Genomic DNA, 18200 nt, shown 5'->3' with positions numbered 1-18200 from the left:
GGAAAAGGACAGAAATACGCCAATTTGAAGCCACGTGATACTGCGACAATTGGGAGCAAATATGATAGAACGCAGTGGTTCAGGATAGGTTGTGCTTTTGTTCTGGGTCTTGAAAGGCTTTAACCAATCATAATTTAGACGTTTTCTACGGGCTTTTTGCCCTGTATTTGTTGAGTACAAGCTGCTTACATGAGAGTCCTTTTTCGGGCCTCACGAAACCGTCCACTAGGATACTAAGACTAAATGAAACGCTCTCTTCTTATTTTTGGAGCTCTTGCCGCTCTTGTGGTTTGTGGTCTGGTGCTTGCGCCACTTCTCGTTCCGCAGAAACAGCTGAAGGCCCAAATTGCAGAGTCCTTTGAGACAGCAACCGGATGGAAGCTGCGTCTTGATGGGCGTACGAGTGTGGATCTGTTTCCGACACTGGCGATTGAAGTTGATAATGTTGGCGTTGCAGGTGTTGCGCGAGCTGACGGGATTGAGTTTGCGCGGGTTGAGAAAGCCCGGTTCGAGCTGAACTCTCTGCGTTTGCTGACTGGTGGCAACATCATCCGCAACATTGAGCTTGTTGAGCCAAAGTGGACGCTTGAATTTGATCAGAAAGGCGGCGCGTCCTGGCAGCCGCAGCTTTCTGAGGGTGAAGAAGGGGAAGCCTCTCTGGTTGCTGCAAATATTGCAGGCCGCGTTGCTTCCTTTATGCAGCAGTTGGACTTGGACACCGTCAGCATTCAAAAAGGTGTCGTTTCTTACAGTGAACCTGAGCAAGAAGCACCGATAGTTCTTTCTGAGATCGATCTCGTGCTTAATTTTGAGCATGACGGTGATGGCCTGACAGCAGAAGGTGCGTTTAATCAGAGTGACGAGCGTTATGTTGTTGGTGGGCGTGTTGGATCAGTTACCGCGCTGAGCGAGGCTCGCGCGACGTCTGTTGAGGCTCATGTAACTGGACCTGCTCAAGAGAAAGTTCGTTTTAATGGCCAGCTTGCCTTTGGTGCACGGCCTGTTGGCACATTGCAAGTTTCTGTTGAGTTGCCGAGCCTTGCTGCCGTTGCTGCGCAACATGATGCGGCCTTTCCAGAAGGGGTTGGCAGTGGTGCACTGACAAGTGAGCTGCAGTTCCGTCAACGTGGGGTTCGCACAAAAGACCTTTCCATTACCGCTGGCTCTGTTGGCTTTGGCGGCAACATTGCGCTGAACTACCTTGAAGATGGCTATGAATTAAAGGGGCAGGTCAGCGGGCAGTCCTTGAATTTTGAGCAACTGCTTCGCCTGGTAGGGCTAGACGCCCCTGCATCCGGCTTTGCCAATGTGGATGCGTCTTTCTACGGCGTTGGCCAATCCTACGATGAGTTGGTTGCTGCGCTGGAAGTTGATGGTGGTGCGATCCTGCGGAAGGGGCGTGTCGCTGACATTCACCTGCCAAATATGCTGGCGGTTGAAGGGCGCGACGAAGCTCTTGATGACATGGATCTGACTTTTGTCTTCTCAGGCCTGTCTCAGCCACTACAGCTGCAAGGCACCGCGCGCTGGCATGGTGAGCCGATTGTTTTGCAGGGTGGTCTGCGTTCTGATGCGAATATTGATCTCGCGTTCTCCAGTGAGATGTTTTCCGGGAGTTTGACGGGTCCGTACTCATTGCGTGATGGCTTTGATGGGATCTTTGCTTTCCAGACAGATGACTTCAACAATTTTGCCCGTTGGTATGGTCGACCGCTCCCTCGCTATCTACGCGGTCAGAAGCTGGAGCTTTCTGGTCAGTTTGAAGCTGATGATAGCGGTGTCGCCTTTGAGAATGCGCGGTTTGTTCTGGATGACACAAGCCTCAAAGGAACTGGCCGTCTGGATACAGGTGAAGTTCCAAAGCTCAGTGGTGAATTGGAAGTTGCGCATGCGTCTTTCGATAAGATGTTCTCTCGCAGTGATGAGAAGAATGCCAAGGGCGAGGGCGCTTATGACTTCTCCGTCCTGCGCAGCTTTGATCTGGACCTGGCGCTTTCCATTCAGGACCTGAAGCTCGGTGCGCTTCGTGGACGGAATGCAGAGCTGAAAGCAGCGCTGTCTGATGGTCGACTGGCTTTGGATGTTGCCCGTGTTGGCCTTTATCAAGGTGAGGGCGCTGGCAAGCTTCTTCTGAACGGCGCAACGGTTAAACCGGGTATCTCTGCTGAGTTCTCGCTAAAAGGTATTGATGCGGCTCCATTCCTTGCATCGCTCAGTGATATGCCGCGGGTTGATGGTAATCTGTATGCTGAAATGGATGTGAACACCTCCGGTAAGACACCGAGTGACCTCTGGGCCAATATGGGTGGAGCGCTCAGCTTTCAGCTTGGCAACGGCATATTGCATGAATTGGATGTGGACCGGCTGGTTGCTTCTGTCGGAGGCAAAGGCATTACAGGTTGGCCGTTTACGGACAATGATCAGACTGAATTTTCCAGCTGGGGTGCTGATGTGATCTTTGATCAGGGTACTGCAGAATTTCAGGCACTGACGTTGCAAAGCAAGACTGCATTGGTTGAAGGACGCGGTGCGATCAACATCAAAGATGGTGAGGTCTTGTGGTATTTGCAGCCAAGCCTGCTCGATCAGTCCAAGCTGGATGATGAGGGAGCTGCAACGACGCAGACTGCGGATATGACACCGCTGAAGATCCGTGGATCGATCAACCTTCCGAGCTTTGAGCCCGTCGATGTTCAGGAGTATGCAAGCGCGTCTTTTGGTGATGTGAAGCAGACACAAAAGCTTTCTGAAAAGCTGGCGAAGGATCTTGATACTGCAAAGACAGTTGCAGAGGCGCAGCGTTTGCGGGCTGCTGCTGCAAGAGATGCGGCTGTTGCGTCACCTGAAGCTGCTAAGGATGTGGCAGCTGAACCAGCCGTGCTTGCTCAGCCATCAGTGGAAGATAATGATGTGACTACAGCCTCGGTTGGGGATGGTGATCTGCCTCCTCTTGCCGAAGGAGCCGTTGCGAACACTGATACCTCTAAGGTTGTTATGCCTGTAGCCAAGCCGGGAGAGGCGTCAACGCCTGCGGTTGCAGCTACAACACCGAAGAAATCACGGGTGATCGCAGCTCCGAAACGGGACTTGAAGCGCCGTGATGTGGTGCCGCGTGGGCCGGGGAATGTGAATGTGGAAGCGGTTGCCGATGGTACAGCGGATCCGGATGCGACACTGAGCTCTTTGGAAGAAGCGTTTGGAATGCCAGCTGGCTTCCTCTCCGATTGATCAAGCCTCCATACAGAAATGAAAAGCCCGGAGCGGTGAATGCTCCGGGCTTTTTTTGCTTTGAGCGAATTCTTGTCGTTTGATTGAATGCAATCAAACGGAACGCTCTCTAGATAAAGTCGATCTCGTTGCTGAGTGGCATCTGTCTGATACGTTTGCCCGTTGCTGCGAAGATCGCATTTGCCAATGCTGGCGTTGATGGTGGTGTACCAGGTTCGCCTGCACCACCCATTCGTGGAGAATTCTCCAGCAACTCAATGGTGATCTTGGGAGCTTGATACATGCGCATGGCATCGAACGTGTCGAAGTTTGCTTGTTCGATCTCGCCATCAACCCATGTGATTTCCTGTCCCAGCGCCTGACTGAGCCCGAAGTTGATACCGGACATGATTTGATCCTTGAATATACCCGGATCAAGAACGATGCCCGGATCGGCAACGGCCCAGACTTCCTCAATGGTGACAGTGTTGTCGGTGACATCAACCTGAACCACTTGTGCGGTCCACGTACCGAAGGAGAGAACGTGGGCGATGCCGCGGCCTTTGCCAGCGGGTAACGGGGTACCCCAGCCGGACATTTCTGCGACGCGCTTCAGGGCTTCCCGTGCTGGCCGGAATTCATCGCTGGTTAGATGAGCTAAGCGGAACTCAAGTGGATCTTTACCAGCTTTGTGTGCGGCCTCATCCATAAAGCTCTCATGGAAGAAACCGTTGACTGAATTACCGACTGAGCGCCAGAAACCAATAGGCACCTGAAGATCTGCCACGTGAGCCTGACAGCGGATGTTTTCAACATCCAGCGGCTGATTGAAGGCACCATCGAGTACAGTGTTGTCTGGACCTGCGGGGCTGATACCCGGGAAGATCCGTGGCATTACGCTCTGGATGATGGATGGGGAAGCCACCTGCATGTCCATGGTCTTTAACCTGCCATCCGGTGTCACCTGACCTTTGAACTGGCCAATCGCCATTGGACGGTAGGTGTCGTGCTGCGTGTCTTCTTCGCGCGTCCAAGTCACTTTTACTGGATTTGGTGCAGTTGCTTTAGCGATGACGGCAGCATAGAGCGCAAAGTCGACTTCCAGACGACGTCCAAAGCCTCCACCGAGACGGGTAGTGGTAACGTCAATGTCGGCGCTGTCCATGTCGAAGTGACTGGAGACAACAGACTGAATGAGGCCGGGGGCCTGTGTTCCAGTCCAGACACGGATCGTGTTTTCGTCGTGCTGGGCTGTCGCGTTCATTGGCTCCATGGTGGCGTGGGCCAGGAATGGGACACGGTATTGCGCTGATACGGCTTCACTTTCCGGAATAGATGTAAAGACCTCTGCATCAGACCCCGTGCCACCCAACTCGAATGTGGCTTCTTGCGTCAGTGCGTCTTCAAGGGCGGACCACATCTGATCGGAGTTTTGAAGGGAGAGTGGATCGTCCCACTCGATCTCTAAGGCTTCAGCACCTTTGAACGCTGCCCAGGTGTTGTCAGCAACAACGCCCAGGCCTTCACCCGTGATTGTTCTGATTTCGACGACATCTTTGACGCCAGGAATGGCGAGTGTTGCGGTCTTGTCGTAGCTCTTGAGGCTGACACCTTTGCGCGGGGCCATTCTTACGGTGCCGTAAAGCATGTTTGGCAGTTGTACGTCGATGCCGAAAATGCGGCCTCCGGTGACTTTGTCTTTCAGCTCAACACGTTTTTGCGATTTGCCGAGGATCTTCCAGTCACTGGCTTTCTTAAGCTTCATCTCGCTTGGAGGTGAGACCGCAGCGGCTTTGCTTGCCAGCTCTCCATAAGTGACAGACTTGCCAGAGGCTGTATCTGTGATGGTACCATCTGCAAGTGTGAGATTATCTTCTGAGGTGCCGAAGTGTTCTGCTGCTGCTTTTAGAAGGACGAACTTTGCAGCATATCCGGCTTCGCGCATCTTCACAAAGGCGTCGGTGGTGGAAGAGGAGCCACCGGTCATGTTCAGACCGAGGAACTTGGCGACGATTTTCATCGAGCCGCGAGCAAGTTCTGCCAAGACACTTTCATCATAAAACGGGAAGGGGGTGGATTCCTCCAGCATTGCAGCATTGAAGTAAGCCGGGCTGGATGGACCATGTTCCACAACCACCTGCTCAAGTGGAACTTCCAGCTCTTCGGCGACCAGAGCTGCCAGTGTTGTGTGGACGCCCTGACCCATCTCAGCACGTGGAGTGATGATGGTGATGGTGTTGTCTTGATCAATCATCACATAGGGATTGAACGGTGTTTCACCTTCAGCCTTCTTAGCATCCAATGGGTTTGCATAGGGCTTCTGGTAAAAATAGAAGCCCACGGCAAGACCGCCGGCAGCTGCAACGCCAAGGCCGAGAAAGGCGCGGCGGGTGTATTTTCCCAATCGGCTCATCTTCAAGCTCCCAGCGTTTGTGCTGCGTCTTTGATCGCGGCTTTGATTTTTGGGTAGGTGCCACAGCGACACAGATTGGTCATGGCATCGCTGATGTCTTCATCGGTCGGGTCCGGATTTTCTTCCAGCAGAGCGACTGCAGCCATGATCTGGCCGGACTGGCAGTAACCGCATTGAGGAACGGAGTGTTTCATCCACGCTTGCTGAACGGCATGCAGTTCATCGCCTTGGGAGATGCCTTCGATGGTGGTGATCTCACCTTCGACTTCTCCAACCGGCTGTGAGCAGGAACGCACGGCCTCCCCATCAATCAAAACGGTGCATGCGCCGCAGGCTGCAATACCGCATCCGAATTTGGGGCCTTTGATATCCATAATGTCCCGAAGCGCCCACAGAAGTGGCATTTCCGGGTCGGCTTCTATCTCTTGTTTTTGACCATTCACGGTCAGAGGTATTTTCGGGTACATTTGTCTGGCGATCCCGTAAATTTATAGTTAGGAGACTTTTGTTCTCTTAACTTATGATCTGACAGATGTTTGTCAATGGACCTTGCCAAGTTTAATTGACATGGATTGGAATGAGACCTATCACCAAACTATGACCAACCAGAGTTTTCAGCGCGCCAGATCTGCCGAAGCGAAGGCACAGCGCCATAATGATCTTATACGTGCCGCGACCTGCGTGCTTGAGCAGGACGGCGTAGATGGACTGACCTTGCAGGCAATTGCCAGCCGTGCAGGTATCGTGAAATCCAACATTTATCGGTATTTTGAAACGCGGGAAGCCATTCTGGTTGAGTTGCTGCTACGTGATTTTGTCAAGCTGATTGAGGATCTGGAGCAGGAAATCCCCGGTGAGATGGCTCCCGCTGATATGGCGAAGCTTCTTGCTGAAATGTTCGCGTCGCGTCAGGTGCTATGTGAGCTGATGAGTGAAATTGCTCCGACAATGGAGAAGAATATCTCCATTGATTGTGTACGTGATTTCAAGCGCGCCTTGCTGGTGGAAGCTGCCCGAGCAACGAGTGCGTTGCAAAAAGGGTTGCCGTGGCTTGATGCGGAAGAGGCGATGAGTGTCTTCTTCAGCATTCATGTGTTTGTTGCCGGACTGTGGCCTGTGACCAATCCACCACCAGTTCTGGTGACACTCTACGAGGAGCCAGAATTTGCTCCACTCAAGTACGAATTTGCTCCGGCATTGTTTGGCATGATCACTGCGCATCTGCTTGGCCTGGAGGCGATGAAAAAGCTCAGCGCATAAATGTCGCGATTGCTTGTTGCAGCTGCTTGATGCCGACCTGAGGGTCGTTTGTGTTTTGTATCTCCACCAGATGCGGTAGTTTCGGCAGGGACAGGTCTGCGCGCCTTAACCGTTGCTCGATATCCTCTGCGGTTTCGCGGCCTCTCATGGAGAGGCGTTGTGCGAGCACGTGGATTGGTGCCGTAATATGTACGACCAGCAGTTTCTCATACTTGCCGACAGCGTCTGCCAAGGCTTTTCGAGAGCCATTTGCGACAGCAATCCCACCCTTAGTGATGTGATGATCCATGCATACTGGCAGGGCATAGGTCAGCCCATGGGCTGGCCACGACAATGCCACGCGGCCCTGATCGATAAGCTCTGACATTTGCTTGTGGCAGACTGCTTCGTGCGGTTCTGAACCGGCATCTGCCGGGCGGGTGATCAGGCGACGGACGAACATGATGTTCTCATCGCCTTCGCACAGTTCCTTATAGCCGTAAATCAGCGTGTCTTTGCCTGCACCGCTTGGCCCTACGACCATGATCAGTGCGCCGGGGCCAAGCTTTTTTGCTTGCTCCTGAGCTGTATCCAAAACTGTCACGATAGTTCCCCCCTCTCATCCGCAGTGCTAAGCGACGCGATATCCTTCACGCCAGACACCACGGACGATTGGGACGTCGCCAACCATACGCACCTGTACAAGGTCTGCGCGGCGGCCAAGCTCCAGTGCACCACGGTCAGCAAGGCCAACTGCCTCTGCCGGGATCTTGGTTACCTTCTGTACGGCTTCAGGAACGGAGATGCGCTCGATTTGCTGGGCCAGTAAGAAGGCAGCTTGCAGAAGTGAGACTGGGACGTAATCAGAAGACAGAACGTCCAGATAACCTGCTTCTGCCAATTCACGCGCAGAAATGTTGCCTGAGTGGGACTTGCCGCGTACAACGTTCGGAGCACCCATCAGCACAGCCATGCCAGCTTCGTGTGAAGCCTTAGCAGCTTCCATGGTGGTTGGGAATTCAGCGACGTTGATACCAAACTTGTTTGCTTCCTCAACATGGGCGAGGGTTGCGTCGTCATGGCTGGCCAACATCATGCCTGCAGCTTTGGCGCGGTCTGCAATGGCAAGACGGTTCTTATCGGAGTTGCGATCTGCACGGGCCTGCATTTGCAGCATAAAGTCCTGCATCTGTTCGTCAGAAAAACCCTTCTTGGTTTTGTAGTAAAGCTCGAACTGATCCAGAGAGGTGAACTGGCGTTGCCCCGGTGTGTGGTCCATCAAGGATGCAAGTCGAACGCGCGGATCGTCATTGAACAGCTCAAAGCCTTCAACACAGTTGTCGGCGGAAACCTCACAGCGCAGGTGGATGTAGTGATCAGCACGCAGGCGGCCTTCTTGTTGACCGATCTCGATTGCATCGGCCATAGCCCGCATGTCTTGTGCAGTCAGGTCTGCATCGTCTTCCATGCCAACGCGCAGGGCATCGAACACGGTGGTGATGCCAGAACAGGCAATCTGCGCGTCGTGGGCCTGAACAGCAGAGACTGCGTTCCATGTGACGCCGGGGCGTGGCTTGTAGTGGTTTTCGAGATGATCGGTATGCAGCTCGACAAGACCGGGAATGAGGTAGTCACCTTCGCAGTCCAGTGCATTGGACGTATTGCCGTCGCTTAAGTCGCTGATCATGCCATTTTCGACTGCCAGTGTGCCTTCCAGCGTCTGATCGGGGAGGATCAGTTTTGCGTTGGTGAAGGTCATTGGTGTGTGTGGCTCGACCATTGTTGATGTCTGATGTGGCGCTACGCCGACTAATACATCGCTCATGCTACTTGTCCTTCCAATGGTCTTATTTCAATGACTCGAAATGGCGCTCCAGCCTCTGGTTCAACGCAGAGGGCGAGGTGCGAAATGGAGATTGGTTGATGAATGACAGGCTTGAAGTGGTCTTCTGCGGCAGCTTTGAGAGCTTTGCGCTCGCTCTCGTCTTCAAGTCGTTTTGACAGGGTCATATGAAAATGGAAATGCTTGAAAATGTAGGGGTAGCCCCATTCCAGCATGTAGGCATCCTGCTGTGGTGTCAGGTTCGCTTTGCGACGTCGTTCGATGTCTTGTTCGCTCAAAGGAGCGCGAAGATGATCGAGCTGTTTGATGCATTGCGCTGCCAGTCCGTTGAGCTGTTCTGACGGCTGCGTCGGTGTCAGGGCGAGAAACTTGCCGAGGAAGTTTGGCGCAACTCCTTCGATGGTGAAGGCAGATGTTTGCTTGGCGAACGTGCTGAAAGCCGCTTTTGCATCTTCCTGCGATTTACCTTCCGCCAGATGGAATGGTGGTTTCATGGTGGCGTGGAAGCCATAGCGACGTGCGTCTTCGGTGATTGAGTGTAGGTGCCCGGGCTCAAACTCGTTCAGGTGCGGGTGTGCGAGGCTGTCATTGGTAAAGGCTGAGCGCCCGAGCCATTGGCTTCCCAACTCCGTGAGCGTGGCTGACTGTGGGTGTGTGAAATAGATTGAGTAACGCATATCCAGAATATCCTTGGGCTTCGAAGTACCGGGCAAACGGTGTCAGTCCTATGACACCTCAGGCTGGTTCGAAGTGTTCCAGAAACCTTTCCACAGTCATCGATTGAAACAGAGGGAGACGCTCGAAGATTATGTCCTCTGGCCAGTCCCACCATTTGAGTTGGATCAGTTTATCAGCAGCTTCCTTGGAGAAGCGTCTCTTGATCAGCTTTGCCGGGACTCCGCCTACGATGGTGTAGGGCTCCACGTTTTTTGCAACCACTGCGCCTGCTGCGAGGATTGCACCATCGCCAATCGTTACACCGGGTAGCACGGTTACGCCGTGTCCGATCCAAACGTCATTGCCGATACTGACACGCGCGGCCCTGCGATCAGCAAAGAACTGGTGATCCCGTTCCTTATCTTCGCGGTAGTATTCAGGGGTGTAGGTAAAGCGATGTTGGGAAACCCGCTCCAGTGGATGATTGGGAGGGCCAAGGCGAACATTGGATGCAATAGCCGTGAACTTGCCGATTGTGGTGTCCGCAACCGTCGAGTTCGGGCCAATGTAGGAGTAGTCGCCAATCTCACAATATTCCAGATAGGTTGGACCAAGCACTTCGCATTGCTTGCCAACCGCAGCTTCTCGATGGGTGACGGTTGACTCGATGACCGTCTCCGCAATTTTGGGGGGCTTTGTCATGGAGTGAGTTTCCCTTTTTCACGCATAGTGCGTTAAGCGGCCGTTGCGAAGGTTGTTACATCGATGATCCGGTCTGCAATGGCATCGCGAACGTCATGATCGTGAAGAATACCGACCATTGCCACACCTTGCGTTTTCTTCTCTTCCACCAGCTCCACAACAACAGCTCGGTTTGCTGCATCGAGTGAGGCGGTTGGCTCGTCGAGAAGAAGGATCGGGTAATGTGCGATGAAGCCTCTTGCGATGTTAACGCGTTGCTGTTCGCCACCCGAGAAGGTCGCTGGTGGTAACTGCCAGAGACGCTCTGGCACATTGAGGCGTGAGAGCAAGTTGCCAGCACGCTCAAAAGCTTCGTCTTCTGCAACGCCTTGCGCCATGAGGGGTTCAGCAACGAGCGTGAGGGCAGGGACGCGTGGGATGGCGCGCAGGAACTGTGAGACGTAGCCGATGGTCGTTTCGCGCAGGCGGATAATGCGGCGCGGAGTTGCATCGGCCACATTGACGATCTCGTCGCCATCCGTGACCAGGATCTGGCCTTTCTGGCAGCGGTAGTTGGCGTAGATCATTTTCAGGATCGAGCTTTTGCCTGATCCTGACGGACCGCCAAGAACCACACATTCTCCTGCTGAAACGGAGAAGTTCACACCGGAGACGACAGGGATTTCCAAGCCATCTCGCAAGTGCATCTTGAAGGACTTGGCAAGGTCGGAAACAAGCACCTTGGTTTTAGGAGTGTTTGTCATTGTCTTGTCCTTATGGCTGCAAGATGGAGGAAACAAGGAGCTGGGTGTAGTTCTCTTGCGGGTCGTCCAGTACCTGATCTGTCAGTCCGCTTTCGATGACATGACCGTGGCGCATCACCAGAATACGGTGTGAGAGCAGGCGGGCCACTGCTAGATCATGGGTCACGATGATCACGGAGAGGCCAAGGTCAGCAACGAGACCGCGCAGAAGATCCAGCAAACGCGCCTGAACAGACACATCCAAGCCACCAGTTGGTTCGTCCATGAAGACCAGTCGTGGAGCAGTGACGAGGTTTCGGGCAATCTGGAGACGTTGGCGCATTCCGCCGGAGAATGCGCGTGGGTCGTCGTCAATGCGGTCTTCTGCTATCTCGACGCGGCCTAGCCAATCGGTGGCGGTTTCGCGGATGTTGCCGTAGTGGCGTGCGCCGACTGCCATAAGGCGTTCACCCACATTGGCCCCTGCAGAGACTGTCATGCGCAGGCCATCTGCCGGGTGCTGGTGGACGAAACCCCAGTCGGTACGCATGAGCATGCGGCGCTCGGCTTCACTCATTTCGTAGAGATTGCGCATCTGGCCCATGCGATTGCGGTAGTTGACCGAACCTGAGGTCCGGGTGAGGCGCGTTGCAAGGCTGTTGAGCAGCGTTGTTTTGCCCGAGCCACTCTCGCCCACAATTGCAAGCACCTCACCCGGATAGAGATCGAAGCTGACGTCTTTACAGCCGATGCGGCCGCCATAAAGTTTTGTCGTGTTGCTGACCTGAAGCAGCGGAAGGTCTTCAGAGCTTTGAATATCCAGAGACATTAGTCGTTTCCTTCTGCTTCCAGAGGATTGGTTCCAAGGTGCCCGACATGGCCGGCCTCGCGGCGTTCCTCGCAGAAATCACTGTCAGAGCACACGAACATGCGATTGCCGTCGTCATCCAGAATGACTTCATCCAAATAGACCTCTTCTGCACCACAGATGGCGCAAGGCTGGTCGAACTTGGTCACTTCAAATGGATGGTCTTCAAAATCCAGGCTCACCACTTTGGTATGTGGTGGGATGGCGTAGATGCGTTTTTCGCGGCCTGCCCCAAACAGCTGGAGTGCTTCCATCTGGTCCATCTTTGGGTTGTCAAACTTAGGCGTCGGGGATGGGTCCATCACGTAACGATCCTGCACCATGACCGGGTAGGCGTAGGCTGTTGCTATGTGGCCGAACTTGGCGATGTCCTCGTAGAGCTTCACATGCATAAGGCCGTATTCTTCCAGCGCGTGCATCTTACGGGTCTCGGTTTCGCGCGGTTCCAGAAAGCGGAGTGGCTCTGGAATCGGAACCTGATAGACGAGTACCTGATCCTTTGTCAGCGTTTCTTCCGGGATGCGGTGACGGGTCTGGATGATGCTGGCGTCTTTGGTTTTTGTGGTGGTGTCTACATCTGTGGTTTCGACAAAGAAGTTGCGCAGGGCGACGGCGTTTGTGGTGTCGTCCGACCCCTGATCGATCATCTTCAGGCAATCGTTCTTGCCGATAACTGCCGCAGTCACTTGCACCCCACCTGTGCCCCAGCCGTATGGCATTGGCATTTCGCGGGCGGCGAAGGGAACCTGATAGCCGGGGACCGCAATGCCTTTGAGGATCGCGCGGCGGATCATGCGTTTGGTTTGCTCATCCAGATAAGCGAAATTGTAGTGTTCGCCGGAGATGCCTTGTGTTTCAATGCGCTCAGTCATTGTGCTGCCTCCGCTACGAGTTCCTGTTCAGCTGCTTCCCGTTTTTCTTGCCACTCTTTGCGCACCTTGCGGATCAGCTCCAGTTCTGACTGGAAGTCGACGTAATGTGGCAGTTTGAGGTGTTCTACGAAGCCGGTGGCCTGCACGTTGTCGGAGTGAGACAGGACGAACTCCTGATCTTGTGTCGGGGAGTCGATTTCTTCGCCCAGCTCTTCAGCCCGCAAAGAGCGATCCACGAGTGCCATTGCCATGACCTTGCGCTCGCCCTGTCCGGGAACCAAACCATAACCGCGTGTGAATTGTGGTGGTGCGGATGCGGAGCCCTGGAACTGGTTGATCATCTGACATTCGGTGACTGTCATGGTGCCAAGGGGAACTTCGAATCCGAGCTCCTCCATGAAGAAGTCAACCTCGACTTCGCCGAGTCTGATTTCGCCTGCAAACGGGTGCGTTCTGCCAAAACCGCGCTGGGTTGAGTAACCAAGTGCCAGCAGAAAGCCTTCGTCGCCACGTGCCAAATTCTGCAAGCGCAGATCACGGTCTGCTGGGAAGGTGAGCGGTTCGCGGGTGATGTCACCTACTGGAGCATCCGGTGCGATTGGCTCATCTGGTTCAATCAGGCCTTCATCATTGAGGAGGTCTGTCACACGTGGGACGACCTCTTCCTTCTCGAACTCCTGCACTTCTGGTGCTGGAGCTTCGCCATCTGCTGCCAGTTTGAAATCGAGCAGGCGCTGGGTGTAATCGAAGGTTGGTCCGAGTAACTGTCCGCCTGGAAGATCCTTGTAAGTTGCGGAAATACGGCGACGGATCAGCATCTTAGCGGTGTCGATTGGTTTGGAATACCCAAAGCGTGGCAGGGTTGTTCTGTAAGCACGCATCAGGAAGGCAGCTTCGATGAGATCGCCGCGAGATTGCTTGATGCCGAGTGCTGCCAGTTCTGCATCATACAGAGAACCTTCTGCCATCACGCGGGAGACAGAGAGGTAAAGCTGCTCAGAGATTTGCTTGAGGCTCAAGGATGGCACGCTGGTATCGCCGCGGCGATCCCGTGCCATGAGCTTGTGAGCGTTACGGATGGCTTTCTCGCCACCTTTCACAGCAACATACATGAGTTAAGTCTCCAAACCGGTGATTTTGGTGGAGCGAGGCAGGCCTGCGACCTGATTGGTTCCAGCAAAAATGATGTCGATGCCGAGTGGGTAGAGTGTGCTATTGTCTTGCATCTGCTGCCAGAACATTGCTGGTGCGGGAGCAATGCTGAACTGCTTCTCGGTCTTGATGCCTGGACCTTTCAGCGTGATACCGTCGCCTTCGGTGAGCTCATCGACCATCAAAACGAGCGTGGTTGAGCGGTCTGGATATTCCGCATTGCCAGCAGCAAAGCTTGCGATAGCAGGGAGCAGTCTTACATCCGAGACCAGTGCAAAAGCGGATTCTGCAGGGCTTTCAACGAAGGGTGCTGCCGTGTGGAAGCGGATGTAATTCTTGACGGTTTCATTGGTTGCCAGTGCAGGATCCAGCCAGAGCGGTGTGTCATAATCGCAAAGTGTCAGCACGAGCGCTGTTGCAGCTACAGACAGTGGAGCAGGAGGGCTAAGTGTGAGATTGCCCAGCTGTTGCACAGTGCCCGGTTGTGCCAGTGCGTTCATGGCGGAGCGGAAGACGGACTGGGCGTCGTGGACTGGATCTGCCAGACCCGGAGCAGGCGCCTTGGCGAAGATTGAGGAGGCTGTTTGCGTGCTCATATTACTCTCCCCGGACCATGGTGAAGAAATCAACTTTGGTGGCTGCGACTTCAGCGCGTGTTTCGTTTTCTGCTTGTTCTTGAGCGGCGGCTAATGGTTGAAGAACCTTTGTCTTAACGAGATCCCGGTATTCTGATTGTTGCCAAAGAGCGTCGATCAGAGCCGCTTGTAGGACTTTTTGTTTTTCGCGGCCAAGGGCTTGACCGAAACCGGTGGTCCCGTCGTCCAAAGCTATGACGCAGCGAGTGACGGTTGCTTCACACATGTTGAAGGGAGCGCCGGTGCCACCAGCGCGACCACGGACCATCACGAGCCCGATTTCTGCTGGGCGGATAACCGTGTAGTTCGGCTCTAAACCGAGGTTTTTCCAGGCTTCTGCAAGGTCTTGCGCTGAGGCCTTTGCCAGAATGCCCATGGCATTCTGCCTAGCTGCAATTTCCGGTGATTGCTCTTTGAGCGAACTTGCCGTCATTTCAGCCCCTTTAACTTTCAGGAACACGCTGGTTCTCTGGCATTGTGTGGTGACGCCTTGCGGGTTTGTCGAAAGACTGAGTCCGCGCGTCTGAATTTGTTTGCTAAGCTAGAACTAATGTTGTCTAGTTGTATAGATAAATATTTTGCTCGCCAACTGATTAGTGTTGTTTCATGACGAAGGCATGACGAATGCGATGAAATTTGATTTCTCTCCTGTTGAGCGACGTGCGGGCGTTGCCATGTGGAAGCAGATTGCTGAAGTACTGCGCTCTGAGCTTTCTCGAGCTGAGGTTTCTGAGGGGGAGAAAATCCCGACAGAACAAGAGCTTGCACATAGCTTTGAGGTTAACCGCCATACTGTTCGGCGTGCGATTTCCACTTTGATCGAAGAGGGTTTTTTACGTTCAGATCAGGGGCGGGGGACCTTTGTTGCCAAGGCTCCACTGGTTTATCCCATCGGCCCGCGCACACGCTTTTCGGAGAACTTGTCGGGTCAGGCGCAAGAGGTTTATGGGGATATCTTCCGTACGACCGAAGTGATTGCAGACGCTTACACATCCGAACTGTTGGAGATTGAGCCGGGCACTGCACTGTTTAAATGCGAGTCTGTGAGTTACGCAGATGGCACACCAATTATCGCAGGAACGCGCTGGTTTGAAGTGTCTCGCTTTCCCAATCTGCCTTCAGATTTGAATGAGACTAACTCGATCACTAAGATCATGGAGAAGTATGGTTTCGGTGATTATCGGCGTCAGGAAACCCGGATTACGGCGGCGCTTTGTAGTGCGCATAATGCGGAGTTGCTTAAGATCTCCGAGGGATCGCCTGTGCTCGTGATGGAATCTATCAATGTGATTGCGAGTGGAGCGCCTATACAAATTGGTCGAGCCTATGTGGCTGCTGACCGGATGCACCTAACCGTCAGAAATGACTAGGCTTTTGCTTGGAGCCAGTACTTGGGTGCTTCTACGGCGGCGTTCCAACGTTCTTGCGCTTCCAGCCATGCATTGTCAGCTCTGGCCTGATGCCAACCGGCGACAAAACCGATGACCGTTGAAACTTCGTTGTTTTGTAAGGATTGCGGAAGCTTCATTGCGACCAGACGGTCAGCCATGGCCACATCGTTGAGGTAGCCAAAGGTATTTTGAAGGCGCTTCAGACACTTAAGGAAGATACGCAGATCTTCTGGCTCATAGAGAGAGCGGAAGAACTCAACCGTATAACGCAGTTTTTTGAGCGATTTGCGGAGGTCGTGGCGCTGCTCGATGGTGAGGTCCTGCAGGTTCTCGGCCCGTTTTTCGCAGGCCTTCCAACGCTTGGACAATGCGTTTTGGGCGAAGGTTTGAATTGGTAGGTCCAGTTTCTTGAACTCGCTTAGTCCCAGGTTCTCTTTCCAAGCTGAGCTGTGTGCGAGTTCCCCCAGTTGGAGTAGGAAGCCGTTGAGCTTTGGATCAATCAGCTCCTGTCTCAGTTCAATCTGAGCTTCCACATGTGCCAGTTTAATGGCTTCAAAGAGCGGTTCGACTGAGTGCGTGTCTGGCAGTAACGGGATAACCGGTGTGATGATATCTTCCACCAGTACATCGATATCTCTTTGATTTCCTGCAGTTGTTGCCAGTTGCTTCGCGGAGACATCCAGCGCTGCGATGGTTTCGTTGCCCGGGAAAGCTGCTTTGTAGATATTGAACGCACTTCGTAATCTACGCAGTCCGACACGTAGTTGGTGCGGGCCTTCAGAGATGTTTTGCTGAAGGACGCAAGAACGGTTGGCGACAATCTGGTTGAGGCATTCGCTTAGGATTTTTTGGAAGGCTGAGCCTGCGTTGTCTCCTGGTTCCAACTCTATGTAGTTGGAGTGAAGTGCTTCTGAGGGCAGCTCAGGTGGTTCACCACTTGCTAATCGATAGCCAATGCCTGCCTTGTTGCTGCTGGAAAACAGAATTGGTCGATCTTTCATGAGTGCGCCTGCCAGTTTGTACAGGCTTTCGACCGGGCCTTCCATCAGCTCCAGCTCTACTTCATGGATCGGATGCTCTTTAGTGGCTGTTTTGGCTATGCCGGAATCTAGAGCCATTTCAATCTTCGCACCTGCTTTATCTGTATAGTAGGTCAAAGTGCGCGTGATGGCGGTCTCGAACAGGATTCCCCATTGCTTGCCCTCAAGCAGAGATAAGAGCTTCTGCTTGATTTCATTATCAGAAATCACATGGAAGTCTGGCTCAATTCCGGCTATGGGCAATTCCAGCTCAATCCGTTTGGAGAGCCCGGACTGCATGCCGCCGCCTTGCTTGATGGTTTGTAGCCAGTTGGTGCCGTTGTGGCGCGTGCGCAGCGAGATACGGGCTTTTTTGAGTGTGTGGTCCGGCGTGTCGTAATACACGGAACGGAGACGTTTCACGGATTGCTCACTGACCGCAAAGCCTTTTGGTGGTTTTGCTTTGGCCAGTTGCTCCAGAGTTGTTTCGTCTACAGAAAGCTTAAGCTCAATCTCGTGCATGATTGCCGGGCCACCCTATGCACAGCGTGCGAAGTGGAAGCTGGTTCCATCCCACTCTTGTTGATTTTACGTAGTAAACATCTCGCGAACGCATCCGCCTGTAAAGGGTGCAAAACGTCTATGGGAATTTATCAAAGATATAATCCCCATTTGGCAACGGTACTATGAATTGTGCTCTATTAATGCCCGTTGGTGGGTTATGCAGGCGTTAGCGGATCCTGCTGGAACAGGTATGCATCAAAAGCCGGATCGTCGACGTCAGATAAATCCATCAGGCGTTTCTTGACGTTCTCAAGGTGTTGCCACATCGCTTGTTTTGCTGCTTGCGGGTCTCTTCGCTTCAGGGCATCGAGGATGTCCTGATGGTCGTTGAGCCACTCTTCGCGGTATGTGTTGTCGAAGATGCGTTCGTGCAGCTTATCCCACATTCTGGAACGGGTGCGTTGCTGCCAGAGGTTTCTGACCATATCGACCAGTACCGAGTTCTGGGTGGCTTCTGCTATGAGCAGGTGAAATTCCTCGTCTGCCTCATACCCGCCGGAGCCTTTTGCCAGGTCTTCGCGCTCACGCTCCAGAGCATCGCGCATGCGCAGGATATCTGCTTTGGTGACCATGGATGCTGCGAAGGCTGCGATGTTGCTTTCCATAAGCTGGCGTGCCTGCAGGAGCTCAAATGGGCCGATGTCTTCCAGATTTGAGGTGGGAGTAACTTGCTCCGCATCCGGCAGGCGTACAACGTAAGTGCCTGATCCTTTGCGCACATCAATCAAGCCTTCGATCTCAAGCATGATCATAGCTTCGCGCAGAAGTGAGCGGCTGACGTTCATTTCTTCAGCAATCTGGCGCTCCGGGCGCAGGCGATCTCCAACCTTGAACGTTCCGTTGCCTAACTCTTTGCGCAAGACTTCAGCTACTTCCTGATAGCGGCGACGCTGACCATCCATTTCGCTCATTCTCC

The 18200-nt window shown here is 53.5% G+C and carries 17 protein-coding genes; 3 read left to right on the top strand and 14 right to left on the bottom strand.

Going from position 1 to position 18200, the window contains the following annotated elements:
- The first annotated feature begins 243 nt into the window (after positions 1 to 243).
- The gene (locus PsAD13_RS24160; protein ID WP_063319694.1) at positions 244 to 3228 is read left to right on the top strand and encodes an AsmA family protein; all 2985 of its coding nucleotides are present in this window, start codon (positions 244 to 246) and stop codon (positions 3226 to 3228) included.
- Positions 3229 to 3337: 109 nt separating this feature from the next.
- Here PsAD13_RS24160 and PsAD13_RS24155 read toward each other — a convergent pair whose 3' ends face one another.
- Together PsAD13_RS24155 and PsAD13_RS24150 are read right to left on the bottom strand one after the other, a co-directional pair.
- Positions 3338 to 5620: a molybdopterin cofactor-binding domain-containing protein gene (locus PsAD13_RS24155; protein WP_063291765.1), complete on the bottom strand. Its 2283-nt coding sequence runs from the start codon at positions 5618 to 5620 to the stop codon at positions 3338 to 3340.
- Between the two features lie 2 nt (positions 5621 to 5622).
- A complete protein-coding gene (locus PsAD13_RS24150; protein ID WP_082827038.1) occupies positions 5623 to 6087 on the bottom strand; it encodes a (2Fe-2S)-binding protein in 465 nt (154 codons plus the stop codon).
- Between the two features lie 100 nt (positions 6088 to 6187).
- On the opposite strand from PsAD13_RS24150, the gene PsAD13_RS24145 reads away from it, so the two are divergent.
- Positions 6188 to 6880, top strand: a complete 693-nt coding sequence (locus PsAD13_RS24145) for a TetR family transcriptional regulator (RefSeq protein WP_208982059.1) — start codon at positions 6188 to 6190, stop codon at positions 6878 to 6880.
- Here PsAD13_RS24145 and phnN read toward each other — a convergent pair.
- Genes phnN through phnG form a run of 10 tightly spaced genes read right to left on the bottom strand, consistent with a single transcriptional unit; the run spans position 6870 to position 14743 of the window.
- A complete protein-coding gene (phnN, locus tag PsAD13_RS24140) occupies positions 6870 to 7463 on the bottom strand; it encodes a phosphonate metabolism protein/1,5-bisphosphokinase (PRPP-forming) PhnN (RefSeq protein WP_063319693.1) in 594 nt (197 codons plus the stop codon). The two genes, PsAD13_RS24145 and phnN, sit on opposite strands and share 11 nt — an antisense overlap.
- A 27-nt stretch (positions 7464 to 7490) precedes the next feature.
- A complete protein-coding gene (locus tag PsAD13_RS24135) occupies positions 7491 to 8639 on the bottom strand; it encodes an alpha-D-ribose 1-methylphosphonate 5-triphosphate diphosphatase (protein ID WP_063319728.1) in 1149 nt (382 codons plus the stop codon).
- Positions 8640 to 8680: 41 nt separating this feature from the next.
- Positions 8681 to 9379 carry a DUF1045 domain-containing protein gene (locus PsAD13_RS24130; protein WP_063319692.1) on the bottom strand — a complete coding sequence of 233 codons (699 nt, stop codon included), beginning with the start codon at positions 9377 to 9379 and terminating at the stop codon, positions 8681 to 8683.
- A gap of 58 nt (positions 9380 to 9437) precedes the next feature.
- Positions 9438 to 10061 (bottom strand): DapH/DapD/GlmU-related protein, encoded by a 624-nt coding sequence (locus PsAD13_RS24125; RefSeq protein ID WP_063319691.1) that lies wholly within the window; start codon positions 10059 to 10061, stop codon positions 9438 to 9440.
- 32 nt (positions 10062 to 10093) lie between these two features.
- Positions 10094 to 10804, bottom strand: coding sequence for a phosphonate C-P lyase system protein PhnL (gene phnL, locus PsAD13_RS24120; RefSeq protein WP_063290324.1), 711 nt, complete (start codon positions 10802 to 10804; stop codon positions 10094 to 10096).
- Between the two features lie 10 nt (positions 10805 to 10814).
- Positions 10815 to 11612 carry a phosphonate C-P lyase system protein PhnK gene (gene phnK / locus PsAD13_RS24115; RefSeq protein WP_063319690.1) on the bottom strand — a complete coding sequence of 266 codons (798 nt, stop codon included), beginning with the start codon at positions 11610 to 11612 and terminating at the stop codon, positions 10815 to 10817.
- The gene (locus PsAD13_RS24110; RefSeq protein WP_063319689.1) at positions 11612 to 12523 is read right to left on the bottom strand and encodes an alpha-D-ribose 1-methylphosphonate 5-phosphate C-P-lyase PhnJ; all 912 of its coding nucleotides are present in this window, start codon (positions 12521 to 12523) and stop codon (positions 11612 to 11614) included. The genes phnK and PsAD13_RS24110 overlap by 1 nt, the downstream gene beginning before the upstream one ends.
- Entirely contained in the window at positions 12520 to 13635 is a 1116-nt protein-coding gene (locus PsAD13_RS24105) for a carbon-phosphorus lyase complex subunit PhnI (RefSeq protein ID WP_063319688.1), read from the bottom strand. The genes PsAD13_RS24110 and PsAD13_RS24105 overlap by 4 nt, the downstream gene beginning before the upstream one ends.
- Positions 13636 to 13638: 3 nt before the next feature.
- Positions 13639 to 14271: a phosphonate C-P lyase system protein PhnH gene (gene phnH / locus PsAD13_RS24100; RefSeq protein ID WP_063319687.1), complete on the bottom strand. Its 633-nt coding sequence runs from the start codon at positions 14269 to 14271 to the stop codon at positions 13639 to 13641.
- A 1-nt stretch (position 14272) separates the two neighbouring features.
- Positions 14273 to 14743 (bottom strand): phosphonate C-P lyase system protein PhnG, encoded by a 471-nt coding sequence (gene phnG / locus PsAD13_RS24095; RefSeq protein ID WP_063319727.1) that lies wholly within the window; start codon positions 14741 to 14743, stop codon positions 14273 to 14275.
- Between the two features lie 184 nt (positions 14744 to 14927).
- Here phnG and phnF point away from each other — a divergent pair, with 184 nt between their 5' ends.
- Positions 14928 to 15680 carry a phosphonate metabolism transcriptional regulator PhnF gene (phnF, locus tag PsAD13_RS24090; RefSeq protein ID WP_063291829.1) on the top strand — a complete coding sequence of 251 codons (753 nt, stop codon included), beginning with the start codon at positions 14928 to 14930 and terminating at the stop codon, positions 15678 to 15680.
- Here the strand turns inward: phnF and PsAD13_RS24085 are convergent.
- Both PsAD13_RS24085 and PsAD13_RS24080 read right to left on the bottom strand, forming a co-directional pair.
- Positions 15677 to 17242, bottom strand: coding sequence for a CYTH and CHAD domain-containing protein (locus PsAD13_RS24085; RefSeq protein WP_063319686.1), 1566 nt, complete (start codon positions 17240 to 17242; stop codon positions 15677 to 15679). The genes phnF and PsAD13_RS24085 overlap by 4 nt on opposite strands.
- 197 nt (positions 17243 to 17439) lie before the next feature.
- A complete protein-coding gene (locus PsAD13_RS24080) occupies positions 17440 to 18186 on the bottom strand; it encodes an FCD domain-containing protein (RefSeq protein WP_057461877.1) in 747 nt (248 codons plus the stop codon).
- Between the last annotated feature and the right edge of the window lie 14 nt (positions 18187 to 18200).

The sequence above is a fragment of the Pseudovibrio sp. Ad13 genome (genome assembly GCF_001623225.1).
Classification (GTDB): Bacteria; Pseudomonadota; Alphaproteobacteria; order Rhizobiales; family Stappiaceae; genus Pseudovibrio.
The sequence above is the reverse complement of the archived record's forward strand: the minus strand, read 5'-3'. Positions and strand labels throughout refer to the sequence as shown.

Excerpts from the sequence above, each read along its gene's own strand:
- PsAD13_RS24080 (WP_057461877.1), bottom strand. The coding sequence starts at position 18,186 with ATGGATGGTCAGCGTCGCCGCTATCAGGAAGTAGCTGAAGTCTTGCGC.
- PsAD13_RS24155 (WP_063291765.1), bottom strand. The coding sequence starts at position 5,620 with ATGAGCCGATTGGGAAAATACACCCGCCGCGCCTTTCTCGGCCTTGGC.
- phnH (WP_063319687.1), bottom strand. The coding sequence starts at position 14,271 with ATGAGCACGCAAACAGCCTCCTCAATCTTCGCCAAGGCGCCTGCTCCG.
- phnG (WP_063319727.1), bottom strand. The coding sequence starts at position 14,743 with ATGACGGCAAGTTCGCTCAAAGAGCAATCACCGGAAATTGCAGCTAGG.
- PsAD13_RS24150 (WP_082827038.1), bottom strand. The coding sequence starts at position 6,087 with ATGTACCCGAAAATACCTCTGACCGTGAATGGTCAAAAACAAGAGATA.
- PsAD13_RS24085 (WP_063319686.1), bottom strand. The coding sequence starts at position 17,242 with ATGCACGAGATTGAGCTTAAGCTTTCTGTAGACGAAACAACTCTGGAG.
- PsAD13_RS24110 (WP_063319689.1), bottom strand. The coding sequence starts at position 12,523 with ATGACTGAGCGCATTGAAACACAAGGCATCTCCGGCGAACACTACAAT.
- PsAD13_RS24160 (WP_063319694.1), top strand. The coding sequence starts at position 244 with ATGAAACGCTCTCTTCTTATTTTTGGAGCTCTTGCCGCTCTTGTGGTT.
- PsAD13_RS24125 (WP_063319691.1), bottom strand. The coding sequence starts at position 10,061 with ATGACAAAGCCCCCCAAAATTGCGGAGACGGTCATCGAGTCAACCGTC.
- PsAD13_RS24135 (WP_063319728.1), bottom strand. The coding sequence starts at position 8,639 with ATGGTCGAGCCACACACACCAATGACCTTCACCAACGCAAAACTGATC.
- phnL (WP_063290324.1), bottom strand. The coding sequence starts at position 10,804 with ATGACAAACACTCCTAAAACCAAGGTGCTTGTTTCCGACCTTGCCAAG.
- PsAD13_RS24105 (WP_063319688.1), bottom strand. The coding sequence starts at position 13,635 with ATGTATGTTGCTGTGAAAGGTGGCGAGAAAGCCATCCGTAACGCTCAC.
- PsAD13_RS24145 (WP_208982059.1), top strand. The coding sequence starts at position 6,188 with ATGGATTGGAATGAGACCTATCACCAAACTATGACCAACCAGAGTTTT.
- phnK (WP_063319690.1), bottom strand. The coding sequence starts at position 11,612 with ATGTCTCTGGATATTCAAAGCTCTGAAGACCTTCCGCTGCTTCAGGTC.
- phnF (WP_063291829.1), top strand. The coding sequence starts at position 14,928 with ATGACGAATGCGATGAAATTTGATTTCTCTCCTGTTGAGCGACGTGCG.
- PsAD13_RS24130 (WP_063319692.1), bottom strand. The coding sequence starts at position 9,379 with ATGCGTTACTCAATCTATTTCACACACCCACAGTCAGCCACGCTCACG.